This is a genomic window from Pseudomonas sp. B26(2017) (assembly GCF_002113045.1).
In the GTDB taxonomy this organism is placed as follows: Bacteria; Pseudomonadota; Gammaproteobacteria; order Pseudomonadales; family Pseudomonadaceae; genus Aquipseudomonas.
Window position 1 is genome coordinate 241,500 of record NZ_NEJJ01000007.1, and the last position, 21,629, is coordinate 263,128.

The following is a 21,629-nucleotide window of genomic DNA, read 5'->3' on the forward strand; positions in this document are numbered from 1 at the left end:
TTTTGTTTGTCCGGGATTTGAATATCGCGTTCGGCGTCTGGGACGCGGAGCGTCCCGGGCTGCATTCCCACGCGGAGCGTGGGAACGATCAAGCAGGATCAGAAGCGTTCGATCGACCGCGAATTCTGCACCCGCTCCACTTCCTTTGGCTTGTAAGCGCAATATCCCGGGCGCGGGCCGATTTTCGGGTGGTTGCGGCAGGTGTCCGGGCGCTTGTCATAAATGGTGCACAGCCGGCTCTTGCGATCCAGGTAGTAGCAATCGTTGTTGCTCATGCGCTGGAGGGTGAAGATCCCCGACTTCTGGTTGAAGCGCTCGACCAGACCTTCCTTTTGCAGACGCTTGGCGATGTTCTTCGGCGGGTCGCCCAGTTCGAACTCGTCGACCACACCGATACGCACCAGATCCTTGATCTTGACCTCGACCGGCAGCGTGCAGCAGCTGGAGACGCACGAGCCGCACATCGGGGCCGAATATTTGGCCCAGGTATCGAGACGGTCGATCTCGGCTGCGGCGATCAGGTTGGGCTTCATCATCGGTGTTTACCAGGCGTGTGCATCAGGGCGCGCGATCATACCGGGACTGGTGGATTTTTGAACAACCTTTCGCCAGATTTTTTCTTCATGCGCAAGCATCGTCCAACAATTCGGCACGGCCCCTGCATTCATTAAGGCATTGCCCAAGGTATTGCCGGACGAAGTCTCACTCTCACGAAAAACTGCCGAACCAGAGCCCCTACCGTCGGTCAGACCGTCTAGGCTCTGACAATTCCCCGCTCGCTCGAGGTCCTATCGATGACTCAAGAACCACTAGTTCGCGAAGCAGAGGTGGCCGCATTCCGCGACGCCGTCCTGACCAAACTCACCTACGCGGTGGGCAAAGACCCGGATCACGCCTTCGACCATGACTGGTTCGAAGCCATCGCCCTGGCGGCGCGCGATCACATGGTCGAGCACTGGATGGACCACACCCGGCAGATCTACCGCAAAGGTCAGAAGCGGGTGTATTACCTCTCGCTGGAATTCCTTATCGGCCGCTTGCTGTACGACAGCCTGAGCAACCTAGGTCTGCTGGACGTCGCCCGTGAAGCGCTGACCGAACTGGGCGTCGATCTGGAGCGCATTCGCATCCTGGAGCCGGATGCGGCGCTGGGCAACGGAGGTCTCGGACGGCTGGCGGCGTGCTTCATGGAAAGCATGTCGACCCTCGGCATCGCCGGCCACGGCTACGGCATTCGTTATGAACACGGGTTGTTCCGCCAGGCCATCGTCGACGGCTGGCAGCAGGAACAGACCGAACACTGGCTGGATTTCGGCAACCCCTGGGAGTTCGAGCGGCCAGAGGTGGTCTATCCGATCGGCTTTGGCGGCAGCGTCGAGACCGTGACCGACAGCGAAGGCAAATCGAAACAGGTCTGGCATCCGGCGGAAACCGTGCGGGCCATCGCCTACGACACCCCCGTGGTCGGCTGGCGCGGGGCGAGCGTCAACACCTTGCGTCTGTGGCGGGCCCGGGCCATGGAAGACCTGCACCTGGAGCGCTTCAACGCCGGTGACCACCTGGGCGCCGTCGCCGAAGTGGCCCGGGCCGAAAGTATTTCCCGCGTACTTTACCCGGCGGACAGCACCGAAGCCGGACAGGAACTGCGCCTGCGTCAGGAATACTTCTTCGTCGCTGCATCGCTTCAGGATCTGCTGCGCCGTCACCGCAACATGCACACCTCGGTGCTGACGCTGGGCGATCACGCGGCAATCCAGCTCAACGACACGCACCCTTCGATCGCCGTCGCCGAACTGATGCGCCAACTGGTCGACGTCTACGACGTGGCCTGGGATGCGGCATGGCAAGTCACTGTCGATACGCTGTCGTACACCAACCACACGCTGCTGCCCGAAGCGCTGGAAACCTGGCCGGTGGGGCTGATGGAACGCATGCTGCCGCGGCACATGCAGATCATTTACCTGATCAACGCCCAGCACATCGATTCGCTGCGGGCCAAGGGCATCCACGATTTCGACGTGCTGCGCGCGGTGTCGCTGATCGAGGAAGACAACGGTCGCCGGGTGCGCATGGGCAACCTGGCGTTCCTCGGCTCCCACAGCGTCAACGGGGTGTCCGGGCTGCACACGCAACTGATGCGCAAAACCGTGTTCGCCGAACTGCACAAGCTGTATCCGGAGCGGATCAACAACAAGACCAACGGCATTACCTTCCGCCGCTGGCTGTACCAGGCCAACCCTGAACTGACATCGATGCTGGTCGATTCCCTCGGCCCGGACGTCCTGGATAACCCGGAACAGCGATTGCTCGATCTTGAGCCGTTCGCCGAACAACCCGCCTTTCGCAAAGCCTTCGCCGAGCAACGGTTGCACAGCAAAAAAGCCTTGGCGTACCTGATTCATGAAAGGCTGGGGATCGCGGTCAATCCGGCAGCGATGTTCGACGTGCAGGTCAAACGGATTCACGAATACAAACGTCAGTTGCTCAACCTCATGCATACGGTCGCGTTGTATCAGGCGATTCGCGCCGAGCCGGAAATCGACTGGGTGCCGCGCGTGAAAATCTTCGCCGGCAAAGCGGCGGCGAGTTATCACCAGGCCAAGCTGATCATCAAACTGACCAACGACATCGCCCGGGTGGTGAACAACGACCCGACCGTGCGTGGGCTGCTGAAAGTGGTGTTCCTGCCCAACTACAACGTCAGTCTGGCGGAAAGCATCATTCCTGCGGCGGACCTGTCGGAGCAGATATCCACTGCCGGTTTCGAAGCCTCGGGCACCAGCAACATGAAGTTCGGCCTCAACGGTGCGCTGACCATCGGCACCCTCGACGGTGCCAACGTGGAAATGTGCGAAAACATCGGCGCCGAGCACATGTTCATCTTCGGCCTCAGTGCCCAGCAGGTCGAAGCGCGCAAGCAGAACCACGAGTTCAGCGCCTTGCCGGATATCGCTGCGTCCCATCGCCTCAACGACGTGTTGCAGGCGATCCGCAGCGGGGTGTTCTCGCCAGACGACACGTCGCGCTACACCGGACTGATCGATTCGCTGGTGGATTACGACCGGTTCTTCGTCTGCGCCGATTTCGATTCGTACTGGGAAGCGCAGATGCGCGTCGATGCGCTCTGGCACGACGCCAATAACTGGTGGCGTTCGGCGGTGCTGAACACCTCGCGCATGGGCTGGTTCTCGTCCGACCGGACGATCCGCGAGTACGCCACGGATATCTGGAAGGCACTGGAGTAACTTTTAGCGACAAATGTGCGCCCGGCCCCACGATTGTTGGGCCGGGCCGATATACTGAGCCTTGGTTTCGCCCCGCCACGGGGCTGCTCAGGGATATCGACCATGCAATGGATGTTCATGTTGATCGGGCTTTTGCTCGGCTGGCTGCTCGACGAGTCGTTCAGCGATGCGCTGTTGGGCGCCTTGCTCGGGCTCGCCATCGGACAGGCGATGCGCATCGCGCGGCTCGGTTCACAGGCTGCCGAGCAACAGCGTCAGCTGGATCACGCGAAGATCGCGTTGCAGGGCGTCGAACAGCGTCTGTTTCTGCTGGAGGGCGCTCCGGCACATTCGCCGGCACCGGCGAGTGTCGCACCGGCCAGCGAAACGCTCGTTGAGCCTGTCACGGTATTTGAACAACCCTCTGGCGCAGAACCCGAGCTGATCTGGGAGCTGCCACCCGAACTCGAACCTGTCGCCGTCGCCGCCAGCGAAGCTGATCAGCCGCTGCCGGTCGATGCCTGGCGCCCGGAGCCCGTTACCCGCGAACCATCACCGCCTGCCGAACCTCGTGGCCCGAACCTTATCGAGCGCGGCATCAGGGCTGCGCGCAACTGGCTGTTCGGTGGCAATACCGTGCTGCGGGTCGGTGTGGTGCTGTTGTTCTTCGGTCTGGCCTTCCTGCTGCGTTACGCCACCGAAGGCATGGTGGTGCCGATCGAAATGCGTTACGCCGGGGTCGCAGCGGCGGCGCTGGGATTGCTGGCGCTGGGCTGGTGGTTGCGCCATCGCAACAACAGCTACGCCTTGATGCTGCAAGGTACCGGGATTGCGGTGTTGTACCTGACGGTGTTTGCGGCGATGCGTCTGCACCCGCTGCTTGATCCGTCTGCTGCGCTCGGATTGCTGGTGGCAGTGACGGTGTTTTCGGCCATTTTGGCGATCACTCAGGATTCCCTTGCCCTGGCCTGCGTCGCCGCGCTGGGCGGTTTCGCTGCGCCGATCCTGACTTCCACCGGCGCCGGTAACCATGTGGCGCTGTTCAGTTATTTCGCGCTGCTCAACGCCGGCATTCTGGCCATCGCCTGGTTCAAGGCCTGGCGCCTGCTCAACCTGATCGGCTTCATTGGCACCTTCGGCATCGGTTTCGCCTGGGGCCTGCGTTCGTACACGCCGGAACTGCTGTGGAGCACAGAGCCGTTCCTGATTCTGTTCTTCCTGATGTATCTGGTTATCGGCCTGCTGTTCGCCCGGCGCAAGCTGCTGGACATGCCGGACGCCCCGGCAGAAAGCGATCGCGAGGCGCTGCTGCACTGGTCGGCGCGCAAGGGTGATTACGTTGACGGCACCATGCTGTTCGGTCCGCCGCTGGTGGGTTTCGGTCTGCAATTCGCATTGATCCAGCATCTGGAATTCGCCGCCGCGTTCAGCGCATTGGCGCTGGGCATGATTTACATGACCCTCGCCCGGGTGCTGATGGGCGGCCGGGCGTTGCTGCTGGGCGAGACTTGCCTGGCGCTCGGGGTGATCTTCGCCAGTCTGGCGATTCCGCTGGGGCTGGATGCGCGCTGGACCTCTGCGGCCTGGGCGGTAGAGGGCGCGGGGATTTTCTGGCTGGGCTTGCGTCAGCACCGGCCGTTGGCCAGGGCCTTCGCGTTGCTGCTGCAACTGGGCTCGGCGCTGGCGTTTCTCAGCCAGTTACGCATTGGCCAAAGCAGTCTGCTCGACGGTGCGCCGTTGGGCGCATTGATGCTCGGCGCGGCGTTGCTGTTCAGTTTCTATCAATTGCGCAAGGCGTCGCCGGAGCAGACTTCGGCGTGGGAGCGTCAGGGGCAGCCGGTGCTGGCGAGTCTGGGGCTGACGTTCCTTTATCTGCTGGCACCGCTGTTCTTCTTCACGCAGGGCACGGCGATCAGTTGGGCATTGGCCGGACTGGTGACCTTGTTCGTTGGCTTGCGCCTGCAATCGCGCACGTTCCTGTTCTGCGCATTTGCCGTACAACTGCTCGGCGGGGTGTTGTTCCTGCTGCGCCTGCAAGGAGCAGGCGAGGATTCGGCGGCCGTGTTCAGCGCTGGCTGGAGCGGTTTGCTCAGCGCCTCTCTGATTGGTCTGGCGTTGATCGCCGGCATGCTGCTGGCGGCGCGTGACGAAATGGTGCGCAGCGATGTGCGGCTGTTGCGCGGTTTGTCGGTGGTGCTGCTGGCGGGGCTGGTGCTGGTCAATCTGGCGGTGTTGTTCGTGCTGCCGTGGCAAACCGCGAGTGCGGTGTGGGCGGCCAGTGGCTTGCTGATCATCTGGCTCAGTCTGTACCTCAGGCAGCGCGTGAGTTTTGTCTTCGGTCTGTTGTTGCAGTTGATCGGCGGCGCGGCGTTCTTGCTGGCCGGCCCCGAGTTGCTCGGGCCGTTGTCCAGCGAAGGCCTGCGACCGCTGGCCCATGGCGGTTTCTGGACGCCGCTGGTGCTGGGGCTGGCGGCGATGATCGGGGCGTGGCGCCTGCAACTGGGCAATCACGCGTCGGCGTTCGATGTGCTGAGTTTGCAGCGGTTGTCCGAAGTGTTGCTGGTGTGGGGCGCCGGTTGGTGGGCGCTGGCGTGGGTCAGTGAAGTGCTGCGGTTTGCGCCGCTGAATGTGCAGGCGACGCTGTTGCTGCTGGTCGCCGCGCTGAGCGTCGTGTTGTGGACGCTGTTGGCCTCGCGCCTGAACTGGCCGTCGCTCGGTCTGCTCTGCACCCTGCTGATGCCAGCGGCCGGTTTGGTGTTGCTCGCCGCGTGGCATTCGCGTTATCACCCGGCGGCGAATTTCGGCTGGCTGGCGTGGGCGGCGGTGTTCGTCGTGCATTTCATCAGCCTGCGGCGTCTGGCGCCCATGCTGCCGGCGCGGGCCTTGAGCATGGCGCATGTACTCGGTTGCTGGCTGCTGATCGGCGTGCTGGCGCTGGAATTGCGTTACGGCCTGCTGCTGTTGTCCGAGCAATACAACGCCTGGCGCTGGCTGGGCTGGGCGATTCTGCCAAGCGTGTATCTGTTGCTGATGGCCGCGCCGCGCAACTGGCCATGGCCGGTGGCGGCGTTCCCTCGTGAGTACCGTTTGTACGCGGCGGCGCCGCTGGCGGTGCTGATGCTGGTCTGGTTCTGGCTGGCCAATGGCATCAGCGATGGCAACGCCGAACCGCTGCCTTATGTGCCGCTGCTCAACCCGCTGGAATTGGGTCTGCTGTTTGCGTTGTTCGGTGTTTACGTCTGGTCGCGCAGCGCTGTTGCCGAGCTGTCGATCCGCCAGGATTACGCGGCTTACGCCACGCAACTGATTGCCGGTGTTTCGCTGTTCGCCTTCTGCACCGCGCTGGTCACCCGCGCCGCGCACCATTGGGCGGGGATTCCGTTCGAGCTGGATCTGCTGCTCGAATCGATGCTGGTGCAGGCCGGGTTGTCGATCGTCTGGACGCTGATGGCGCTGGGGCTGATGATCGGCGGGCACCTGCGCCATCGCCGCGAAGTATGGCTGATCGGCGCGGCGCTGATTGCGCTGGTGGTGGCCAAACTGATTTTTGTCGAATTGAGCAACCGTGGCGGACTGGCCCGGATCGTCTCGTTCATCGGCGTCGGCGTGTTGCTGCTGGTGGTGGGCTACTTTGCGCCGCTGCCGCCCAAACGCGCCGAAGCTGCACCGGCGGCGGACAAACCGGCCCCGGAAACCGAAGGAGTGTCGTCTTGAGTCGCAAGCTTAATCTCGGTTGGCTGTTGCTGGGGGTGGCCATGACGGCCGGCGCCCAGGAAAAACCGGCGGACTTCGCCGCGCAGGTGCCGTTGTCGGTCAGTGGCGCAGGCCCGTGGTATCGCCTCGAACTGCCGCTGAGCGTGCAGTTGCAGGCACGTCAGACCGATCTCAGCGATCTGCGGGTGTTCAATGCCGCCGGAGAGCCGCAGGCCTATGCCCTGGCCCGGGAATCAGCACAGACCCGCGACGACGGCCAGTTACATGACGTGAAGTGGTTCCCGCTGTACAACTCGGCGGATGCGACCGAGCGCGCGCCGAGCGTTCGCGTGCAATCCACCACCACCGGCACGCTAGTGGAAGTGCAGCCGTCCAGCCAGCTCGAAGCCGGTGAAGAAGTGCTGCGTGGCTGGCTGCTCGACGCCAGTGCGATCAAGGCGCCGTTGCAGCAACTGATCCTCGACTGGACCAGCGAGCGCGACGGCTTCCAGCGTTTCAGCATCGAGGCCAGCGACGACTTGCAGCACTGGCAAGCCTGGGGCGAAGGCCAGGTCGCGCGCCTGACCTTTGCCGACGAACGGGTCGAGCAACATGAAGTGGCGCTGCCGGGGCAATCGGCGCGGTATCTGCGTCTGCTGTGGGATTCCCCGGCCTCGGCGCCGGAGCTGACGTCGGCACAACTGAAAAGCAGCGACCCGCGTCACCTGCCGCTGCCATTGGTCTGGTCGCCGGCGCTGGCGGGCAGCAGCGGCAAGGTCGGGGAATACACCTGGCAGTTGCCGATGGGGCTGAACATCGAGCGGGTGCAGGTCGAACTGAAGCAGGCCAACAGTCTGGCGCCGGTGACGTTGTCGGGACGTCGCGAAAGCAGTCTGCCGTGGCAACCGCTGAGCAGCGGTCTGCTCTATCGCCTGACCCAGAATGGCCAGGACGTGCTGCAGAACGAATTGCAGCTTTACGGCCAGACCGTGCAGCAGTTGAAGCTCACGGTCGACGAACGCGGCGGCGGCCTCGGCGAACAGGCACCGAGCTTGAAATATGCGGTGCGCGCCACGCAGGTGATCTTCCTTGCCCGTGGTGAAGGGCCGTACAGCCTGGCGCTGGGCAATCCGACCGTGAAGACGGCGAACCTGCCGCTGACCACGCTGATTCCCGATTTCAAACCGGAGAAACTGGCCACGCTGGGCAAGGCCGCGGTGCAGGGCGAAGCGCTGGCGACCCAGACTTCGACGGCCACTGCGGCAGCGACCAGCGACACCAACTGGAAGAAATTCGGCCTGTGGGCGGTGTTGTTGCTCAGCGTGCTGTTTCTGGCGGCGATGGCCTTCAGTCTGCTGCGCAAGCCACCGGCCAAATCCTGAATAAGACGGGTGTGGTCGCTACACTCGTCGGGTTTCCAACTACGCTGAATCCGGTGCCTGAACTCTCCAGGTCCGATCACGTCTGATAGCAGGAATTGCACTCGACGCACGTTACCGGGCGTCATTGCTCGCTACGGTTTCAGACTCCCTGTAAACTGCGCGGGTTTTTAGCCCCCCATTCCACCGGAGCCGTCCATGTCCCGCGTTACCCTGAGTCGCTATTTGATTGAGCAGACCCGCAGCAACAACACTCCTGCCGATCTGCGTTTCCTGATCGAAGTGGTGGCGCGCGCCTGTAAGGAAATCAGCCACGCCGTGTCCAAAGGCGCCCTGGGCGGCGTTCTGGGCAGCATGGGCACGGAAAACGTGCAAGGCGAAGTGCAGAAGAAGCTCGACGTGCTGTCGAACGAAATCCTGCTCGAAGCCAACGAGTGGGGCGGTCACCTGGCCGGCATGGCATCCGAAGAAATGGACAACGCCTACCAGATCCCGGGCAAATACCCGAAAGGCGCCTACCTGCTGGTGTTCGACCCGCTGGACGGTTCGTCGAACATCGACATCAACGCCCCGGTCGGCACCATCTTCTCGGTACTGCGTTGCCCGAACGAATACCTGAGCCAGAACGAAGCCCTGAACGAAAAGGCCTTCCTGCAGCCAGGTACCCAGCAGGTCGCGGCCGGTTACGCGATCTACGGTCCGCAAACCATGTTGATCCTGACCCTGGGCAACGGCGTGAAGGGCTTCACCCTGGACCGCGAAATGGGCAGCTTCGTCCTGACCCACGAAGACATCACCATTCCTGAAAGCACCCAGGAATTCGCCATCAACATGTCCAACCAGCGTCACTGGGAAGCTCCGGTACAGCGCTACGTTTCCGAACTGCTGGCCGGTGAAGAAGGCCCGCTGAAAAAGAACTACAACATGCGTTGGGTCGCGGCGATGGTGGCCGACGTGCACCGCATCCTGACCCGTGGCGGTCTGTTCATGTACCCACGCGACAGCCGCGAGCCGTCCAAGCCGGGCAAGCTGCGCCTGATGTACGAAGCCAACCCGATGTCGTTCCTGGTGGAACAGGCAGGCGGCGCTTCCACCGACGGCCACCAGCGCATTCTCGACATCAAGCCTGAAGGCCTGCACCAGCGCGTAGCGGTGTTCCTCGGCTCGAAAGAAGAAGTCGCCCGCGCCACGGCTTACCACAAGGAATAAACCATGACCGCGCCCTGGCAGCCGTTGCTCGATTGGTGGTTCGGTCATGCCGAATCAGCCACTGAAGTTTCGGCGCAACAGGGCAAGTTGTGGTTTGGTAAGACAGACAGCCAGGACCTCGAAGCGCGTGAGCGTTTCGGGGTCTTTGTCGATCAGGCCCTCGCTGGCGGATTGACCGAGTGGACGCAACGTCCCGAAGGTTGGCTGGCGGTGGTGCTGTTGCTCGACCAACTCCCGCGCATGATCTTTCGCGATACACCCAAGGCTTTTTCCGGTGATCTACGGGCCCAGAAACTGGTTGCTCAGGGGATTGCTGCAGACTTCGATCGGCAGTTGAAACCGATCCAGCGACTCTTCATCTACCTTGTCTTCGAACACTGCGAAAACCTCGCGGTGCAGAATGAAGCCGTCTCGCGATTCATCGAACTGGTGGCAGAACAGCCGGAGGCGGAGCGCGGGGTGTTTGCCGACAACCTGGATTATGCCGAGCGGCATCAGAAGGTGATTGCCCGGTTTGGCCGGTTTCCGCATCGCAATGCGGTGTTGGGGCGGGAGTCTACGGTGGAGGAGTTGGAGTTTCTTTCGCAGCCGGGGTCGAGTTTCTGAGCTGCATCAGACTCAGGGATTGCCTTGAAGCAAACGCTTCATCAAGAGTGCAGGCAGGTTTTTTCTCGTATCGGCGATGATATGGATATAAATAGTCTGCTCTCGGACTTCATAAATAATGCGATTCAAACCAGAGATGACTTGCCGATATTGACCAAGGTTCAGTCTTTCTATTTCTTCGGGAATGGATCCTGAATAGGGTAAGGATGCGAGACTGCGAATAGCGACCTTCAAGCTGGCATAAGTGCTATGCCAGGTTTGAGGTGAGAACTGTTTGATGAGGTAGGTGCGAAGATCTTTGAGATCTGTTTCGGCGGACTGAAGAATAACGACCTTCAAACTCATTGGGGGTCGATCCTGTCCAGCTCTGCGAAAACGTCTTCAACGTCCCTGTACTTGCCTTCCTCAATTTCTCGATTTCCCATGGCAAGCAGTTTGAGCAGAGCCATTGTTTCTTCCTGCTCTTCAAAACTCTTGACGTCCATGACTACAAGCTTCGCTTCACCGTTCTGGGTTATCACCAGCGGCTCACGGCTTTCGCTAATCGTTTTGACGATTTCGGCGGTATGGCTTTTCAGGTAACTGATGGGTTTGATCTGGGATGAAAGCTTCACGGGCTGCGCCTCGCTCAGTGGACTAGGACCGAGTTTAGTCTTAATTCAGTCCTGAGTCAGGCCGAGGTGACAAGCGTGTTGTTCCGTCTTCGCGGGTTTACGCGCGAAGACAGCTTCGGACGCCTTAGATCCGGAAACTACCCACCAACTGCTTCAACCGCGCAGCCTGCTGCTCAAGATCCGCACAAGCGCGCAACGTCGCCTGCAAATTCTCGACCCCTTCCTGGTTCAGCGTGTTGATCTCGTTGATATCAACGTTGATCGACTCGACCACCGCCGTCTGCTCTTCGGTCGCGGTCGCCACCGACTGGTTCATGCCGTCGATTTCGCCGATGCGCTGGGTCACGCTGCCCAGACGTTCGCCGGCCTGGTTGGCGATGCCGACGCTGCTTTCGCTCTCACGCTGGCTCTCGGTCATGATGCCGACCGCCTGACGCGCACCGACTTGCAGCTCTTCGATCATGTTCTGCACTTGCTGCGCCGAATCCTGGGTGCGATGCGCCAGGTTGCGGACTTCGTCGGCGACCACAGCGAAACCACGACCGGCTTCACCGGCACGGGCTGCTTCAATGGCCGCGTTGAGCGCCAGCAGGTTGGTCTGCTGGGAGATGCTGGTGATCACTTCCAGAATCTGCCCGATGTTCACGGTGTTGCTGTTCAGGGTTTCGATGTTGCCGCAGGAGTCGCTGATCTTCGCCGACAATTGCTGCATCGCGTGGATGGTTTTATCCACAACCTGCTGGCCGTCTTCGGCCAGGCTGCGGGCGTCGCTGGAGTGTTGCGAGGCGAGGGCGGCGTTCTGGGCGATTTCCTGGGCGGCGGCGCCGAGCTGGTTGATCGCGGCGGCCACGCTGTTGGTGCGCGAGGCCTGCTGGTCGGAGTTGAACATCGACGAGTTGGACGCGGCGACTACGCGCAGTGCGACTTCGTTGACTTGCCCGGTGGCTGACGACACTTCGCGGATCGAGGTGTGAATGCGCTCGACGAAACGGTTGAACGACAAGCCCAGCGCACCGAATTCATCGTGGCCGTGGATGATCAGGCGTTTGGTCAGGTCGCCTTCGCCTTCGGCGATGTCATGCATGGCGCGGCCCATGGTCAGCAGCGGCTGCATCAACACACGGATCAGCATGCCGAGCAGGGCGATGATGATCACCACGGCGATGACCATGGCGATCAGCGCCGAGGTACGGAATTCGCTGAGCATCGAGAACGCGGTGTCCTTGTCCAGCACCAGCGCCACGTACCAGTCGGCCGACGGTACGCCGTTGACGTGGGTGAAGGAGATCAGTTGGGTCTTGCCGTCGAACTCGACTTCCTTCAGGCCCGGGCTGACTTTCGGCGCACCGTTGGGATAGGCCTCGGCCAGAGTCTTGAGCACCAGTTTGCTGTCCGGGTGGATCAGGATCTTGCCGTCGGCACTGACGATGAACGCGTGACCGTGGCCGCCGAAGTTCAGTGAGTTGATGATCGCGCTGACACTCGACAGATCAATGTCGGCGCCGGCCACACCGATCATCTGGCCCTGGCGCTGCACCGGCGTGGCCACGGTGATCACCAGTTTGCCCGACGAGGCGGCGATGTACGGTTCGGTGACGATGGTCTGTTGCGCAGCATTGGCTGCCTTGTACCAGCCACGGGCGCGCGGGTCGTAATCCGGCGCACGGTTGCCGGCCGGGACCGAGAACATCACGCCGTCGGCGCCGCCAAAGTAACTGAGCTGGAAGTTGCCGGTGTAGGCGGGCAGGTCGATGATGCGTTTCAGGCTGGCCGGAGTGTTGCCGTCGGCGACGACCTGTTGCGCCATCGATTGCAGCAACTGGATGCGGCTTTCCAGCCAGGTCTGGATGTTGCTGGTGGTCAGGCTGCCCAGTTCCTGCATCGACGCTTTGGTGCTGCTTTGCAGGGCTTCGCGCTGGCGATAGTCGTTGAACAAAATGAAACAGGCGAATGCAACGGCCACCACGAGGGCGGCAGCCAACAAGATCTTGTGGCTGAATTTCATGTTTCTGGTCATTAAGGGAGCTACCGCGAAGGGGCTGGTCAAGAAAGGGCGGCAATTTGCCACACTCTGGGGCTTTGCGCTGCTCTTATTTCGACCGCCGCGCGCCAAAGATTAGGCGCCTTTTGCGAAAGGCGACGAAATGCTCAACAGCTTTACAAACTGTCTGATTTATCGGCGAAAGCCGGACGAGCGGGTTAACAAATAGCCGGCCTGCCAGGGAACCAGACAGGGGTTTTCTCTTCTAAGCTTCTGGTTGGCGCCATGCCATCCCCCTTCCGCTCCAGGAGTTACACCATGTCGCTGCGATCTATCGCCCTGCTGTCGTTTTGCGTGCTGTTGGCTGCATGCAGCAAGGTCAATCAGGAAAACTATTCGAAGCTCTCGGCCGGCATGGCCAAGGCTGAAGTCGAGACGCTGCTCGGCAAGCCCACCGATTGCTCGGGCGCGCTCGGCATGTCCAGTTGCACCTGGGGCGACAAGAACAGCTTTATCAGCGTGCAGTACGCCGGTGACAAAGTGCTGATGTTTTCCGGCCAAGGCCTGAAGTAAACCGGGGCTCCGCGCCCACGGGAGAAAAACAATGAAGCGGTTATTGCTTGTCCTTTTGGCCGGCCTGGTATTGGCCGGCTGCGCCACGTCCGGTGAAGATCCGCTGGCGCCGAAGACGGTCAACAGTGTCAATCTCAAGCGTTACCAGGGCACCTGGTACGAACTGGCGCGTCTGCCGATGTATTTCCAGCGCAATTGCGCACAATCCGAAGCCCGATATTCCCTCAAGCCCGACGGCAATGTCGCGGTGTACAACCGCTGCCTGACGGCGGACTGGACGTGGGAAGAAGTCAAAGGCACGGCTTATCCACAGGTGCCGGGCAAGACCGACAAGTTGTGGGTCGAGTTCGATACCTGGTTCTCGCGTCTGATTCCGGGTGTGGCGAAGGGTCAGTACTGGGTGCTGTACGTCAGCGATGACTACAGGACCGCTCTCGTCGGCGACCCGAGTCGCCGCTATCTGTGGCTGTTGTCGCGCACGCCGACCGTCAACGGTGTAGTGCGTGAGGAACTGTTGAGCAAGGCGCGCCAGCAGGGTTACGACACCACGCGCCTGATCTGGCGTACGTCGGATCAGCAGATGGCCAAGACGTCCAACTGACTTCTCCTGTTCTGATCGTTCCCACGCAGAGCGTGGGAACGATCAGTAACAGAAGTTTGTGTCAGCCCAAAAGCTCTCGCAGGACCTGGGTAAAGGCGCGATTGCTGTCCTCCTCCCCGGCATGTCGCCCCTCGCGCACAACCCACTGACCGTTGACCAGCACATCGCGCACCTGACGGTCGCCACCGGCAAACAGCCAGCGATTGAGAATCCCGTCACCACTGGCCGTGGCCAGGTATGGATCGCTGCCATCGAGCACAATCCAGTCAGCCCGCTTGCCGACTTCCAGCGCACCGATCGGTTGGCCCAGCGCCTGAGCACCACCGTCGAGCGCCGCGTCATACAGCGTGCGCCCGACCATCGGCTGATCTGCGCCATACAAGCGGTTGCGCCGCTGATCGCGCAGGCGTTGGCCGTATTCCAGCCAACGCAATTCTTCCACCACGCTCAATGACACATGACTGTCTGAGCCGATGCCCATGCGCCCGCCCTGCGCGAGGAAATCCACCGCCGGGAAAATACCGTCGCCGAGGTTGGCCTCGGTGGTCAGGCACAGACCGGCGATGGCGCGGCTCCTGGCCATCAGCGTGACTTCTTCCGGATTGGCGTGGGTCGCGTGCACCAGGCACCAGCGCTGATCGACTTCGGTGTTTTCATACAGCCATTGCAGCGGGCGGCGACCGCTCCAGCTTAGGCAGTCGTCCACTTCTTTCTGTTGTTCGGCAATGTGGATGTGCACCGGGCATTGCTTGTCGCTGGCTGCCAGCACTTCGCTGATCTGCTGCGGGGTGACCGCGCGCAAAGAGTGGAAGCACAGGCCCAGCGACTGCGCCTTTTGCTGCGCGAGCAGGGGTTGCAGGCGCGATTGCAGTTTCAGGTAGTTTTCGGTGCTGTTGATGAAACGGCGCTGACCTTCGTTCGGCGTCTGGCCGCCAAAACCGCTGTGGCTGTAAAGCACAGGCAGCAATGTCAGGCCGATGCCGGCGGAACTGGCGGCCTGGCTGATGCGCAATGCCAGCTCGGCCGGGTCGGCGTACGGCTGGCCGTTGTTATCGTGGTGGACGTAATGGAATTCGGCGACCGAGGTGTAACCGGCCTTGAGCATTTCGATGTACAGCTGGCGGGCAATCACCCCGAGCTGGTCGGGGCTGATTTTTCCGACGAGCCGATACATCAGATCGCGCCAGGTCCAGAAACTGTCGTTGGGGTTGCCGGCCACTTCCGCCAGTCCCGCCATCGCTCGCTGGAACGCGTGGGAGTGCAGATTCGGCATCCCTGGCAGCAGCGGACCGCTCAGCCGTTGGGCGCCATCTGCGGTGGAATCGGCCTGGATTCGGGTCAACACGCCATCGGCGCTGACCTCGAGACGTACATTGTTGGCCCATCCGTTAGGCAGCAGCGCGCGTTCGGCAAAGAAGGCGGACATGGTTCGGCACCCCATCGTGTGTTATTTGTATATACATATACAGACGTTTGCCTGCCCGGTAAACTCCGGCAAGCTAGCAACTTTCATCCAATGAACAGGGATCCACCGTGCCGACTCCGCCTCCAGTCTCCCCGTTGGCCGCGAACATGGGCGACAGTCCGGCGCCCTTGTACGCCCGCGTCAAACAGATGATCACCCAACAGATCGACAGCGGTAACTGGCCGCCGCATTACCGCGTACCTTCGGAAAGCGAGCTGGTCAGCCAGTTGGGCTTCAGCCGCATGACCATCAACCGCGCGCTGCGGGAAATGACCGCCGACGGCCTGTTGGTGCGCATGCAAGGCGTCGGTACTTTCGTCGCCGAACCGAAGAGCCAGTCCGCGCTGTTCGAAGTGCACAACATCGCCGACGAAATCGCCTCCCGTGGCCATCGCCATACTTGCCAGGTGATCACCCTGGAAGAAGAGGCCGCCGGCTCCGAGCGCGCACTGGCGCTGGACATGCGCGAAGGGCAGAAGGTCTTTCACTCGCTGATCGTGCACTACGAAAACGACATTCCGGTGCAGATCGAAGACCGCTTCGTCAACGCGCTGGTCGCTCCGGAATACCTCAAGCAGGACTTCACCCTGCAAACGCCTTACGCCTATCTGAACCAGGTCGCGCCGCTGACCGAAGGCGAGCACGTGGTTGAAGCGATCCTCGCCGAAGCGTCCGAATGCAAATTGCTGCAGATCGAAAAAGGCGAGCCATGCCTGCTGATCCGCCGTCGTACCTGGTCGGGTCGTCAGCCGGTGACGGCGGCGCGCCTGATCCACCCCGGTTCCCGTCATCGTCTGGAAGGTCGGTTCCATAAATGAAAGAGTTGAAGGTTCTACGCGCCGAAGGCTACCCGCGCATGCCGTGGAAAAACGGCGGCGGCAGCACCGAGGAAATCACCCGTAACGCCGGCGCCGGCCTCGACGGTTTCGGCTGGCGTCTGTCGATTGCCGACATCGCCGAATCCGGCGGTTTCTCGACCTTCGCCGGTTACCAGCGGGTGATCACGGTATTGCAGGGCGACGGGATGTCCCTGTGTGTCGACGGCGACGATACCCGGCCGTTGTTACCCCTCGACCCGTTTGCCTTCAGCGGCGAGAGCCAGGTGTCCTGCACCTTGCTCGGCGGCGCGATCCGCGACTTCAACCTGATCTACTCGCCGCAGCGTTACAGCGCACGCCTGCAATGGCTGGACGGCGAACAGCGGTTTTTCAGTTCGGCGAGCACGGTGCTGGTCTTCAGCGTCAGTGAACGGCTGGAAGTCACGGTCGGTGGCGGCGCCTCGCAACTCGGCCGCCATGACTGCCTGCAACTGGACGGTAACACCGGTTTGACCGAGATTGCCGTCAATGCCGGTTGCTGCGTGATCGAACTGTCTGCGCGCTGATTCTCTCTACTGCTCGTTCGCGCCAGAGTGTGGGAACGATCTAACGATCAACGATCAAAAACCGCTGCTTTGAAAGCAGCGGTTTTTTTTCGTCCCGACGTTCCCGAAATGCGCACCAACTTGTTACCGAACGCCCCAGCGTGGCGCAAAGCCACGCTTTCGTAACAACCTGTCGCTGTCCTCAATCCACCCCGCGAAAAAATTCATGAACGCCGGAGCCCTTGATTCAGGCGCTCTGCAGACCTGTCCTGGATTTTTGTTGAACGGTCCTCCAACAAGTTGGCCGCTTGATTGCATATGCTTGTATGTACAAGTAAAGACGTATGCGTATGAGTCGATCGAGACTCTCCGCAGCGTCCACTGATTCGCTTGTCGCGCACTGAGGCGCACAGGCTGCTTGCCCACTGCCAGGGTTGGTTTGAATTGATCGCTGAGGAGTCTTTTTCGTGACTGACAACAAAACCACTACTTCTTCATTCACAAAGCATCGTGACGTCGAAATCCGCGCCGCCCGCGGCAACAAGCTGACCGCCAAGAGCTGGCTGACCGAAGCGCCGCTGCGCATGCTGATGAACAACCTCGACCCGGAAGTCGCCGAGAACCCGAAAGAGCTGGTGGTCTACGGTGGCATCGGCCGCGCCGCGCGTAACTGGGAGTGCTACGACAAGATCGTCGAGAGCCTGACCAACCTCAACGAAGACGAAACCCTGCTGGTGCAATCGGGCAAGCCGGTCGGCGTGTTCAAGACCCACAGCAACGCCCCGCGCGTGCTGATCGCCAACTCCAACCTGGTTCCGCACTGGGCGACCTGGGAACACTTCAACGAACTCGACGCCAAAGGCCTGGCCATGTACGGCCAGATGACCGCCGGCAGCTGGATCTACATCGGCAGCCAGGGCATCGTCCAGGGCACCTACGAAACCTTCGTTGAAGCCGGTCGCCAGCACTACAACGACAACCTCACCGGCAAGTGGGTACTGACCGCCGGCCTCGGCGGCATGGGCGGCGCGCAGCCACTGGCCGCAACCCTCGCCGGTGCCTGCTCGCTGAACATCGAATGCCAGCAGATCAGCATCGATTTCCGCCTCAAGACACGCTACGTCGACGAGCAGGCCAAAGACCTCGACGACGCGCTGGCCCGCATCGCCAAATACACCTCTGAAGGCAAGGCGGTTTCCATCGCCCTGTGCGGCAACGCCGCTGAAATCCTTCCGGAACTGGTCAAGCGCGGCGTGCGCCCGGACATGGTCACCGACCAGACCAGCGCCCACGATCCGCTCAACGGTTATCTGCCGGCCGGCTGGACCTGGGACGAATACCGCGCCCGCGCCAAGACCGAGCCAGCCGCTGTGGTCAAGGCCGCCAAGCAATCGATGGCCGTTCACGTCAAAGCCATGCTCGACTTCCAGAAAATGGGCGTGCCAACCTTCGACTACGGCAACAACATCCGTCAGATGGCTCAGGAAGAAGGCGTCGAAAACGCATTCGATTTCCCGGGCTTCGTTCCGGCCTACATCCGTCCGCTGTTCTGCCGTGGCATCGGCCCGTTCCGCTGGGCTGCACTGTCGGGTGATCCGCAGGACATCTACAAGACCGACGCCAAAGTCAAAGAACTGATCCCGGACGACGCCCACCTGCACAACTGGCTGGACATGGCCCGCGAGCGCATCAGCTTCCAGGGTCTGCCGGCGCGTATCTGCTGGGTCGGCCTGGGCCTGCGCGCCAAGCTCGGTCTGGCGTTCAACGAAATGGTGCGCAGCGGCGAGCTGTCGGCACCGATCGTGATCGGTCGCGACCACCTCGACTCCGGCTCGGTCTCCAGCCCGAACCGTGAAACCGAATCGATGCAGGACGGCTCCGATGCCGTCTCCGACTGGCCGCTGCTCAACGCGCTGCTGAACACCGCGAGCGGTGCGACCTGGGTGTCCCTGCACCACGGCGGCGGCGTCGGCATGGGCTTCTCCCAGCACTCGGGCATGGTGATTGTCTGCGACGGTACCGACGAAGCGGCCGAGCGTATCGCTCGCGTTCTGCACAACGACCCGGGCACCGGTGTCATGCGTCACGCCGATGCCGGTTACCAGATCGCCATCGACTGCGCCAGGGAACAAGGGCTGAACCTGCCGATGATCACCGGCAAATAAAGGGCTTTGGCTTTGTGTGGGAGCGAGCTTGCTCGCGAAGAGGCCGGCACATTCAGTATCTGTGCTGACTGACAAATCGCTTTCGTCGGATCGCCGCCCGGAGCAAGCTCGCTCCCACAGAAAAGCTGCCCTACAGAAGCTTAGTGAACAATCAAAACAATCCACAGAGGTTGAATCATGGCAGGCAACACCGATCGTGCAGGCAGTAAACCGTTGATCGAAAGGCGTTCGATCGACTACATCCCGGAAGCGGAAAGACACGGTCGTCTGTTCAGTCAGTTCACCCTGTGGATGGGTGCCAACCTGCAAATCACCGCGATTGTCACCGGGGCCCTGGCCGTGGTGCTGGGCGGCGATGTGTTCTGGTCGTTGATCGGTCTGCTGATCGGTCAACTGCTGGGCGGAGGGGTGATGGCGCTGCACGCGGCACAGGGGCCGAAGCTTGGCCTGCCGCAGATGATCTCCAGCCGGGTGCAATTCGGCGTCTACGGCGCGGCGATCCCGATCGTGCTGGTGTGCCTGATGTATCTGGGCTTCACCGCCACCGGAACCGTGCTATCGGGTCAGGCGCTGGGCCAGTTGTTCGGGGTCAGCGACACCGTCGGCATCCTGCTGTTCGCCAGCGTCATCGTGGTGGTCACGGTGCTCGGCTATCGGGTGATTCACTGGATCGGCCGGATCGCCAGCGCCATTGGTGTGATCGCTTTCGTGTACCTGTTCAGCCGTCTGATGAGTCAGGTGGACGTCGGCGCACTTCTTGAAATCCGTCACTTCAGCTGGAGCAGTTTCCTGCTGGCGGTGTCGCTTGCGGCCTCCTGGCAGATCGCTTTCGGCCCGTACGTGGCGGACTACTCGCGCTACCTGCCGAGCAAGGTGTCTTCGGTGAAAACCTTTTTCGCCGCCGGTGCCGGTTCGGTGATCGGCGCGCAGGTGGCGATGATCCTCGGTGTGTTCGCAGCCGCTTCGGCCAACGGGCAATTCGCCGGGCATGAAGTCGCTTACATCGTCGGTCTGGGCGGGACCGGTGCCACTGCCGCGCTGCTGTATTTCAGCATCGCGTTCGGCAAGGTCACCATCTCCACCCTGAACTCCTACGGCAGCTTCATGTGCATCGCGACCATCATCAGCGGCTTCCGTGGCCACCTGACGGTCACCCGGATGCAGCGCCTGGTGTTCGTGCTGGTGATCGTCGGCGCAGCGACCCTGATTGCGCTGCTCGGCCAGCATTCGTTCCTCGGTGCGTTCAAGTCCTTCATCCTGTTCCTGCTGGCGTTCTTCACGCCGTGGAGTGCGATCAACCTGGTGGACTACTACTGCATCACCCGCGAGCGCTACGACGTACCGGCGCTGGCGGATCCGAACGGTCGCTATGGCCGCTGGAACATCCTCGGTATCAGCGTTTATGTGTTCGGGGTGCTGGTGCAACTGCCGTTCATTTCCACCAAGTTCTATACCGGTCCATTGGTAGCGGCCCTGGGGGATGTGGATATTTCCTGGATCATCGGTCTCGTGCTGCCCGCAGCGCTGTACTACGTCTGCGCGAAAAAATGGCACGGCACCGTACCCGATCGACTGATTCTGCCCGTCGAGCAGAACAGCGTTGTACAACCTAAAACAAGCGGGGCCGGTCGCGCTGCGGCGCAGGCCTGATTTGGACGTGGACAGGGCTGGATGCCTCTTGACTGCCGTAAGCCAATTCATGATTAGGAGCGTCACAACAATGAAATCGAACAAGACCCTGCTGACCACATTGCTTTCCATGGGCCTGCTGGCCAGCGCTGGCGCGACACAGGCCGCCGGCTGGTGCGAGTCCGGCAAACCGGTGAAATTCGCCGGCCTGAACTGGGAAAGCGGCATGCTGCTGACCGACGTTCTGCAGGTGGTGCTGGAGAAAGGTTACGACTGCAAGACCGACAGCCTGCCGGGCAACTCCATCACCATGGAAAACGCCCTGAGCAGCAACGACATCCAGATCTTTGCCGAAGAATGGGTCGGCCGCAGCGAGGTCTGGAACAAGGCCGAGAAGGCCGGCAAGGTCGTCGGTGTCGGCGCCCCGGTGGTCGGTGCAGTGGAAGGCTGGTACGTGCCGCGCTACGTGATCGAAGGCGATGCCAAGCGCAAGCTGGAAGCCAAGGCGCCGGACCTGAAAAACATCGCCGACCTGGGCAAATACGCCGCCGTCTTCAAGGACGCCGAAGAGCCTTCCAAAGGCCGCTTCTACAACTGCCCGGCCGGCTGGACCTGCGAGCTGGACAACAGCGAAATGCTGAAAAGCTACGGCCTGGAAAACAGCTACACCAACTTCCGCCCGGGCACCGGCCCGGCGCTGGATGCGGCCGTGCTGTCGAGCTACAAGCGTGGCGAGCCGATCCTGTTCTACTACTGGACACCAACCCCGCTGATGGGGCAGATCGACGCGGTGAAACTGGAAGAAAAACCGGGCGTCGACAAGACCGTGACCATCAAGGTTGGCCTGTCCAAGACCTTCCATGACGAAGCCCCGGAACTGGTGGCCGTGCTGGAAAAGGTCAACCTGCCGATCGACCTGCTGAACCAGAATCTGGGCCGCATGGCGAAGGAACGTATCGAGTCGCCAAAACTGGCGAAAATCTTCCTCAAGGAACATCCTGAGGTCTGGCATGCGTGGGTGAGTGAAGACGCTGCCAAGAAAATCGACGCGGCGCTGTAGGTCGAATTCCTCCCGGCCAACCGAGAGGCGGGCCGGGGTATTCGCCGCAATCGCTTGATTGAGTTTC

Annotated in this window: 17 protein-coding genes and 1 pseudogene; 12 read left to right on the plus strand and 6 right to left on the minus strand. The window is 61.4% G+C overall.

Translation table 11 applies throughout. The annotated features are described in order from the left end of the window. Positions 1–98: 98 nt before the first annotated feature. Positions 99–536 carry a YkgJ family cysteine cluster protein gene (locus CAF79_RS12875; protein ID WP_007952500.1) on the minus strand — a complete coding sequence of 146 codons (438 nt, stop codon included), beginning with the start codon at positions 534–536 and terminating at the stop codon, positions 99–101. A gap of 258 nt (positions 537–794) precedes the next feature. On the opposite strand from CAF79_RS12875, the gene CAF79_RS12880 reads away from it, so the two are divergent. The 5 genes from CAF79_RS12880 (at position 795) to CAF79_RS12900 (ending at position 10,111) form a co-directional block, all read left to right on the plus strand. Further along, a complete protein-coding gene (locus CAF79_RS12880; protein WP_085698071.1) occupies positions 795–3,245 on the plus strand; it encodes a glycogen/starch/alpha-glucan phosphorylase in 2,451 nt (816 codons plus the stop codon). Between the two features lie 102 nt (positions 3,246–3,347). Beyond that, positions 3,348–6,938 carry a DUF2339 domain-containing protein gene (locus tag CAF79_RS12885; protein ID WP_085698072.1) on the plus strand — a complete coding sequence of 1,197 codons (3,591 nt, stop codon included), beginning with the start codon at positions 3,348–3,350 and terminating at the stop codon, positions 6,936–6,938. Continuing rightward, positions 6,935–8,299: a DUF3999 domain-containing protein gene (locus CAF79_RS12890; protein ID WP_085698073.1), complete on the plus strand. Its 1,365-nt coding sequence runs from the start codon at positions 6,935–6,937 to the stop codon at positions 8,297–8,299. Before CAF79_RS12885 ends, CAF79_RS12890 begins: the two co-directional genes overlap by 4 nt. A 195-nt stretch (positions 8,300–8,494) precedes the next feature. Further along, positions 8,495–9,505: a class 1 fructose-bisphosphatase gene (locus CAF79_RS12895; protein WP_085698074.1), complete on the plus strand. Its 1,011-nt coding sequence runs from the start codon at positions 8,495–8,497 to the stop codon at positions 9,503–9,505. A gap of 3 nt (positions 9,506–9,508) precedes the next feature. Continuing rightward, positions 9,509–10,111: a DUF924 family protein gene (locus tag CAF79_RS12900; protein ID WP_085698075.1), complete on the plus strand. Its 603-nt coding sequence runs from the start codon at positions 9,509–9,511 to the stop codon at positions 10,109–10,111. A gap of 12 nt (positions 10,112–10,123) precedes the next feature. Here the strand turns inward: CAF79_RS12900 and CAF79_RS12905 are convergent, their stop codons facing one another. The 4 genes and pseudogenes from CAF79_RS12905 to CAF79_RS29715 form a co-directional block, all read right to left on the minus strand. After that, positions 10,124–10,456, minus strand: a complete 333-nt coding sequence (locus tag CAF79_RS12905) for a type II toxin-antitoxin system RelE/ParE family toxin (protein ID WP_085698076.1) — start codon at positions 10,454–10,456, stop codon at positions 10,124–10,126. After that, positions 10,453–10,725 carry a type II toxin-antitoxin system Phd/YefM family antitoxin gene (locus CAF79_RS12910; RefSeq protein ID WP_039764708.1) on the minus strand — a complete coding sequence of 91 codons (273 nt, stop codon included), beginning with the start codon at positions 10,723–10,725 and terminating at the stop codon, positions 10,453–10,455. Before CAF79_RS12910 ends, CAF79_RS12905 begins: the two co-directional genes overlap by 4 nt. Positions 10,726–10,849: 124 nt before the next feature. Continuing rightward, positions 10,850–11,614 carry a methyl-accepting chemotaxis protein gene (locus tag CAF79_RS29710; RefSeq protein ID WP_371917923.1) on the minus strand — a complete coding sequence of 255 codons (765 nt, stop codon included), beginning with the start codon at positions 11,612–11,614 and terminating at the stop codon, positions 10,850–10,852. A gap of 93 nt (positions 11,615–11,707) precedes the next feature. Beyond that, positions 11,708–12,742, minus strand: a pseudogene (locus CAF79_RS29715) (sensor histidine kinase); the annotation flags it as partial. Between the two features lie 282 nt (positions 12,743–13,024). Here CAF79_RS29715 and CAF79_RS12920 point away from each other — a divergent pair. Continuing rightward, positions 13,025–13,279 carry a hypothetical protein gene (locus CAF79_RS12920; protein WP_007952486.1) on the plus strand — a complete coding sequence of 85 codons (255 nt, stop codon included), beginning with the start codon at positions 13,025–13,027 and terminating at the stop codon, positions 13,277–13,279. Positions 13,280–13,310: 31 nt separating this feature from the next. After that, positions 13,311–13,880 carry a lipocalin family protein gene (locus CAF79_RS12925; RefSeq protein ID WP_085698078.1) on the plus strand — a complete coding sequence of 190 codons (570 nt, stop codon included), beginning with the start codon at positions 13,311–13,313 and terminating at the stop codon, positions 13,878–13,880. Positions 13,881–13,941: 61 nt separating this feature from the next. On the opposite strand, the gene CAF79_RS12930 is transcribed toward CAF79_RS12925, so the two are convergent. After that, entirely contained in the window at positions 13,942–15,306 is a 1,365-nt protein-coding gene (locus tag CAF79_RS12930; protein ID WP_085698079.1) for a formimidoylglutamate deiminase, read from the minus strand. A 146-nt stretch (positions 15,307–15,452) separates the two neighbouring features. Here CAF79_RS12930 and hutC point away from each other — a divergent pair, with 146 nt between their 5' ends. From hutC to CAF79_RS12955, 5 genes are all read left to right on the plus strand, one after another. After that, positions 15,453–16,163 carry a histidine utilization repressor gene (gene hutC, locus CAF79_RS12935; RefSeq protein WP_170844914.1) on the plus strand — a complete coding sequence of 237 codons (711 nt, stop codon included), beginning with the start codon at positions 15,453–15,455 and terminating at the stop codon, positions 16,161–16,163. After that, positions 16,160–16,729, plus strand: a complete 570-nt coding sequence (locus CAF79_RS12940) for a HutD family protein (RefSeq protein WP_085698080.1) — start codon at positions 16,160–16,162, stop codon at positions 16,727–16,729. The genes hutC and CAF79_RS12940 overlap by 4 nt, the downstream gene beginning before the upstream one ends. Before the next feature lie 446 nt (positions 16,730–17,175). Continuing rightward, entirely contained in the window at positions 17,176–18,873 is a 1,698-nt protein-coding gene (gene hutU / locus CAF79_RS12945) for a urocanate hydratase (protein WP_085698081.1), read from the plus strand. 177 nt (positions 18,874–19,050) lie between these two features. Further along, positions 19,051–20,523, plus strand: a complete 1,473-nt coding sequence (locus tag CAF79_RS12950) for a cytosine permease (protein ID WP_085698082.1) — start codon at positions 19,051–19,053, stop codon at positions 20,521–20,523. Between the two features lie 70 nt (positions 20,524–20,593). After that, positions 20,594–21,562 (plus strand): ABC transporter substrate-binding protein, encoded by a 969-nt coding sequence (locus tag CAF79_RS12955; RefSeq protein WP_085698083.1) that lies wholly within the window; start codon positions 20,594–20,596, stop codon positions 21,560–21,562. Positions 21,563–21,629 lie beyond the last annotated feature (67 nt).

Coding starts and splice junctions, on each gene's coding strand:
- CAF79_RS12885 (WP_085698072.1), top strand. CDS start 3,348: ATGCAATGGATGTTCATGTTGATCGGGCTTTTGCTCGGCTGGCTGCTC.
- CAF79_RS12895 (WP_085698074.1), top strand. CDS start 8,495: ATGTCCCGCGTTACCCTGAGTCGCTATTTGATTGAGCAGACCCGCAGC.
- CAF79_RS12920 (WP_007952486.1), top strand. CDS start 13,025: ATGTCGCTGCGATCTATCGCCCTGCTGTCGTTTTGCGTGCTGTTGGCT.
- CAF79_RS12955 (WP_085698083.1), top strand. CDS start 20,594: ATGAAATCGAACAAGACCCTGCTGACCACATTGCTTTCCATGGGCCTG.
- CAF79_RS12875 (WP_007952500.1), bottom strand. CDS start 536: ATGATGAAGCCCAACCTGATCGCCGCAGCCGAGATCGACCGTCTCGAT.
- CAF79_RS12950 (WP_085698082.1), top strand. CDS start 19,051: ATGGCAGGCAACACCGATCGTGCAGGCAGTAAACCGTTGATCGAAAGG.
- CAF79_RS12905 (WP_085698076.1), bottom strand. CDS start 10,456: ATGAGTTTGAAGGTCGTTATTCTTCAGTCCGCCGAAACAGATCTCAAA.
- CAF79_RS12925 (WP_085698078.1), top strand. CDS start 13,311: ATGAAGCGGTTATTGCTTGTCCTTTTGGCCGGCCTGGTATTGGCCGGC.
- CAF79_RS29710 (WP_371917923.1), bottom strand. CDS start 11,614: ATGTTCAACTCCGACCAGCAGGCCTCGCGCACCAACAGCGTGGCCGCC.
- CAF79_RS12880 (WP_085698071.1), top strand. CDS start 795: ATGACTCAAGAACCACTAGTTCGCGAAGCAGAGGTGGCCGCATTCCGC.
- CAF79_RS12930 (WP_085698079.1), bottom strand. CDS start 15,306: ATGTCCGCCTTCTTTGCCGAACGCGCGCTGCTGCCTAACGGATGGGCC.
- hutC (WP_170844914.1), top strand. CDS start 15,453: ATGGGCGACAGTCCGGCGCCCTTGTACGCCCGCGTCAAACAGATGATC.
- CAF79_RS12900 (WP_085698075.1), top strand. CDS start 9,509: ATGACCGCGCCCTGGCAGCCGTTGCTCGATTGGTGGTTCGGTCATGCC.
- CAF79_RS12940 (WP_085698080.1), top strand. CDS start 16,160: ATGAAAGAGTTGAAGGTTCTACGCGCCGAAGGCTACCCGCGCATGCCG.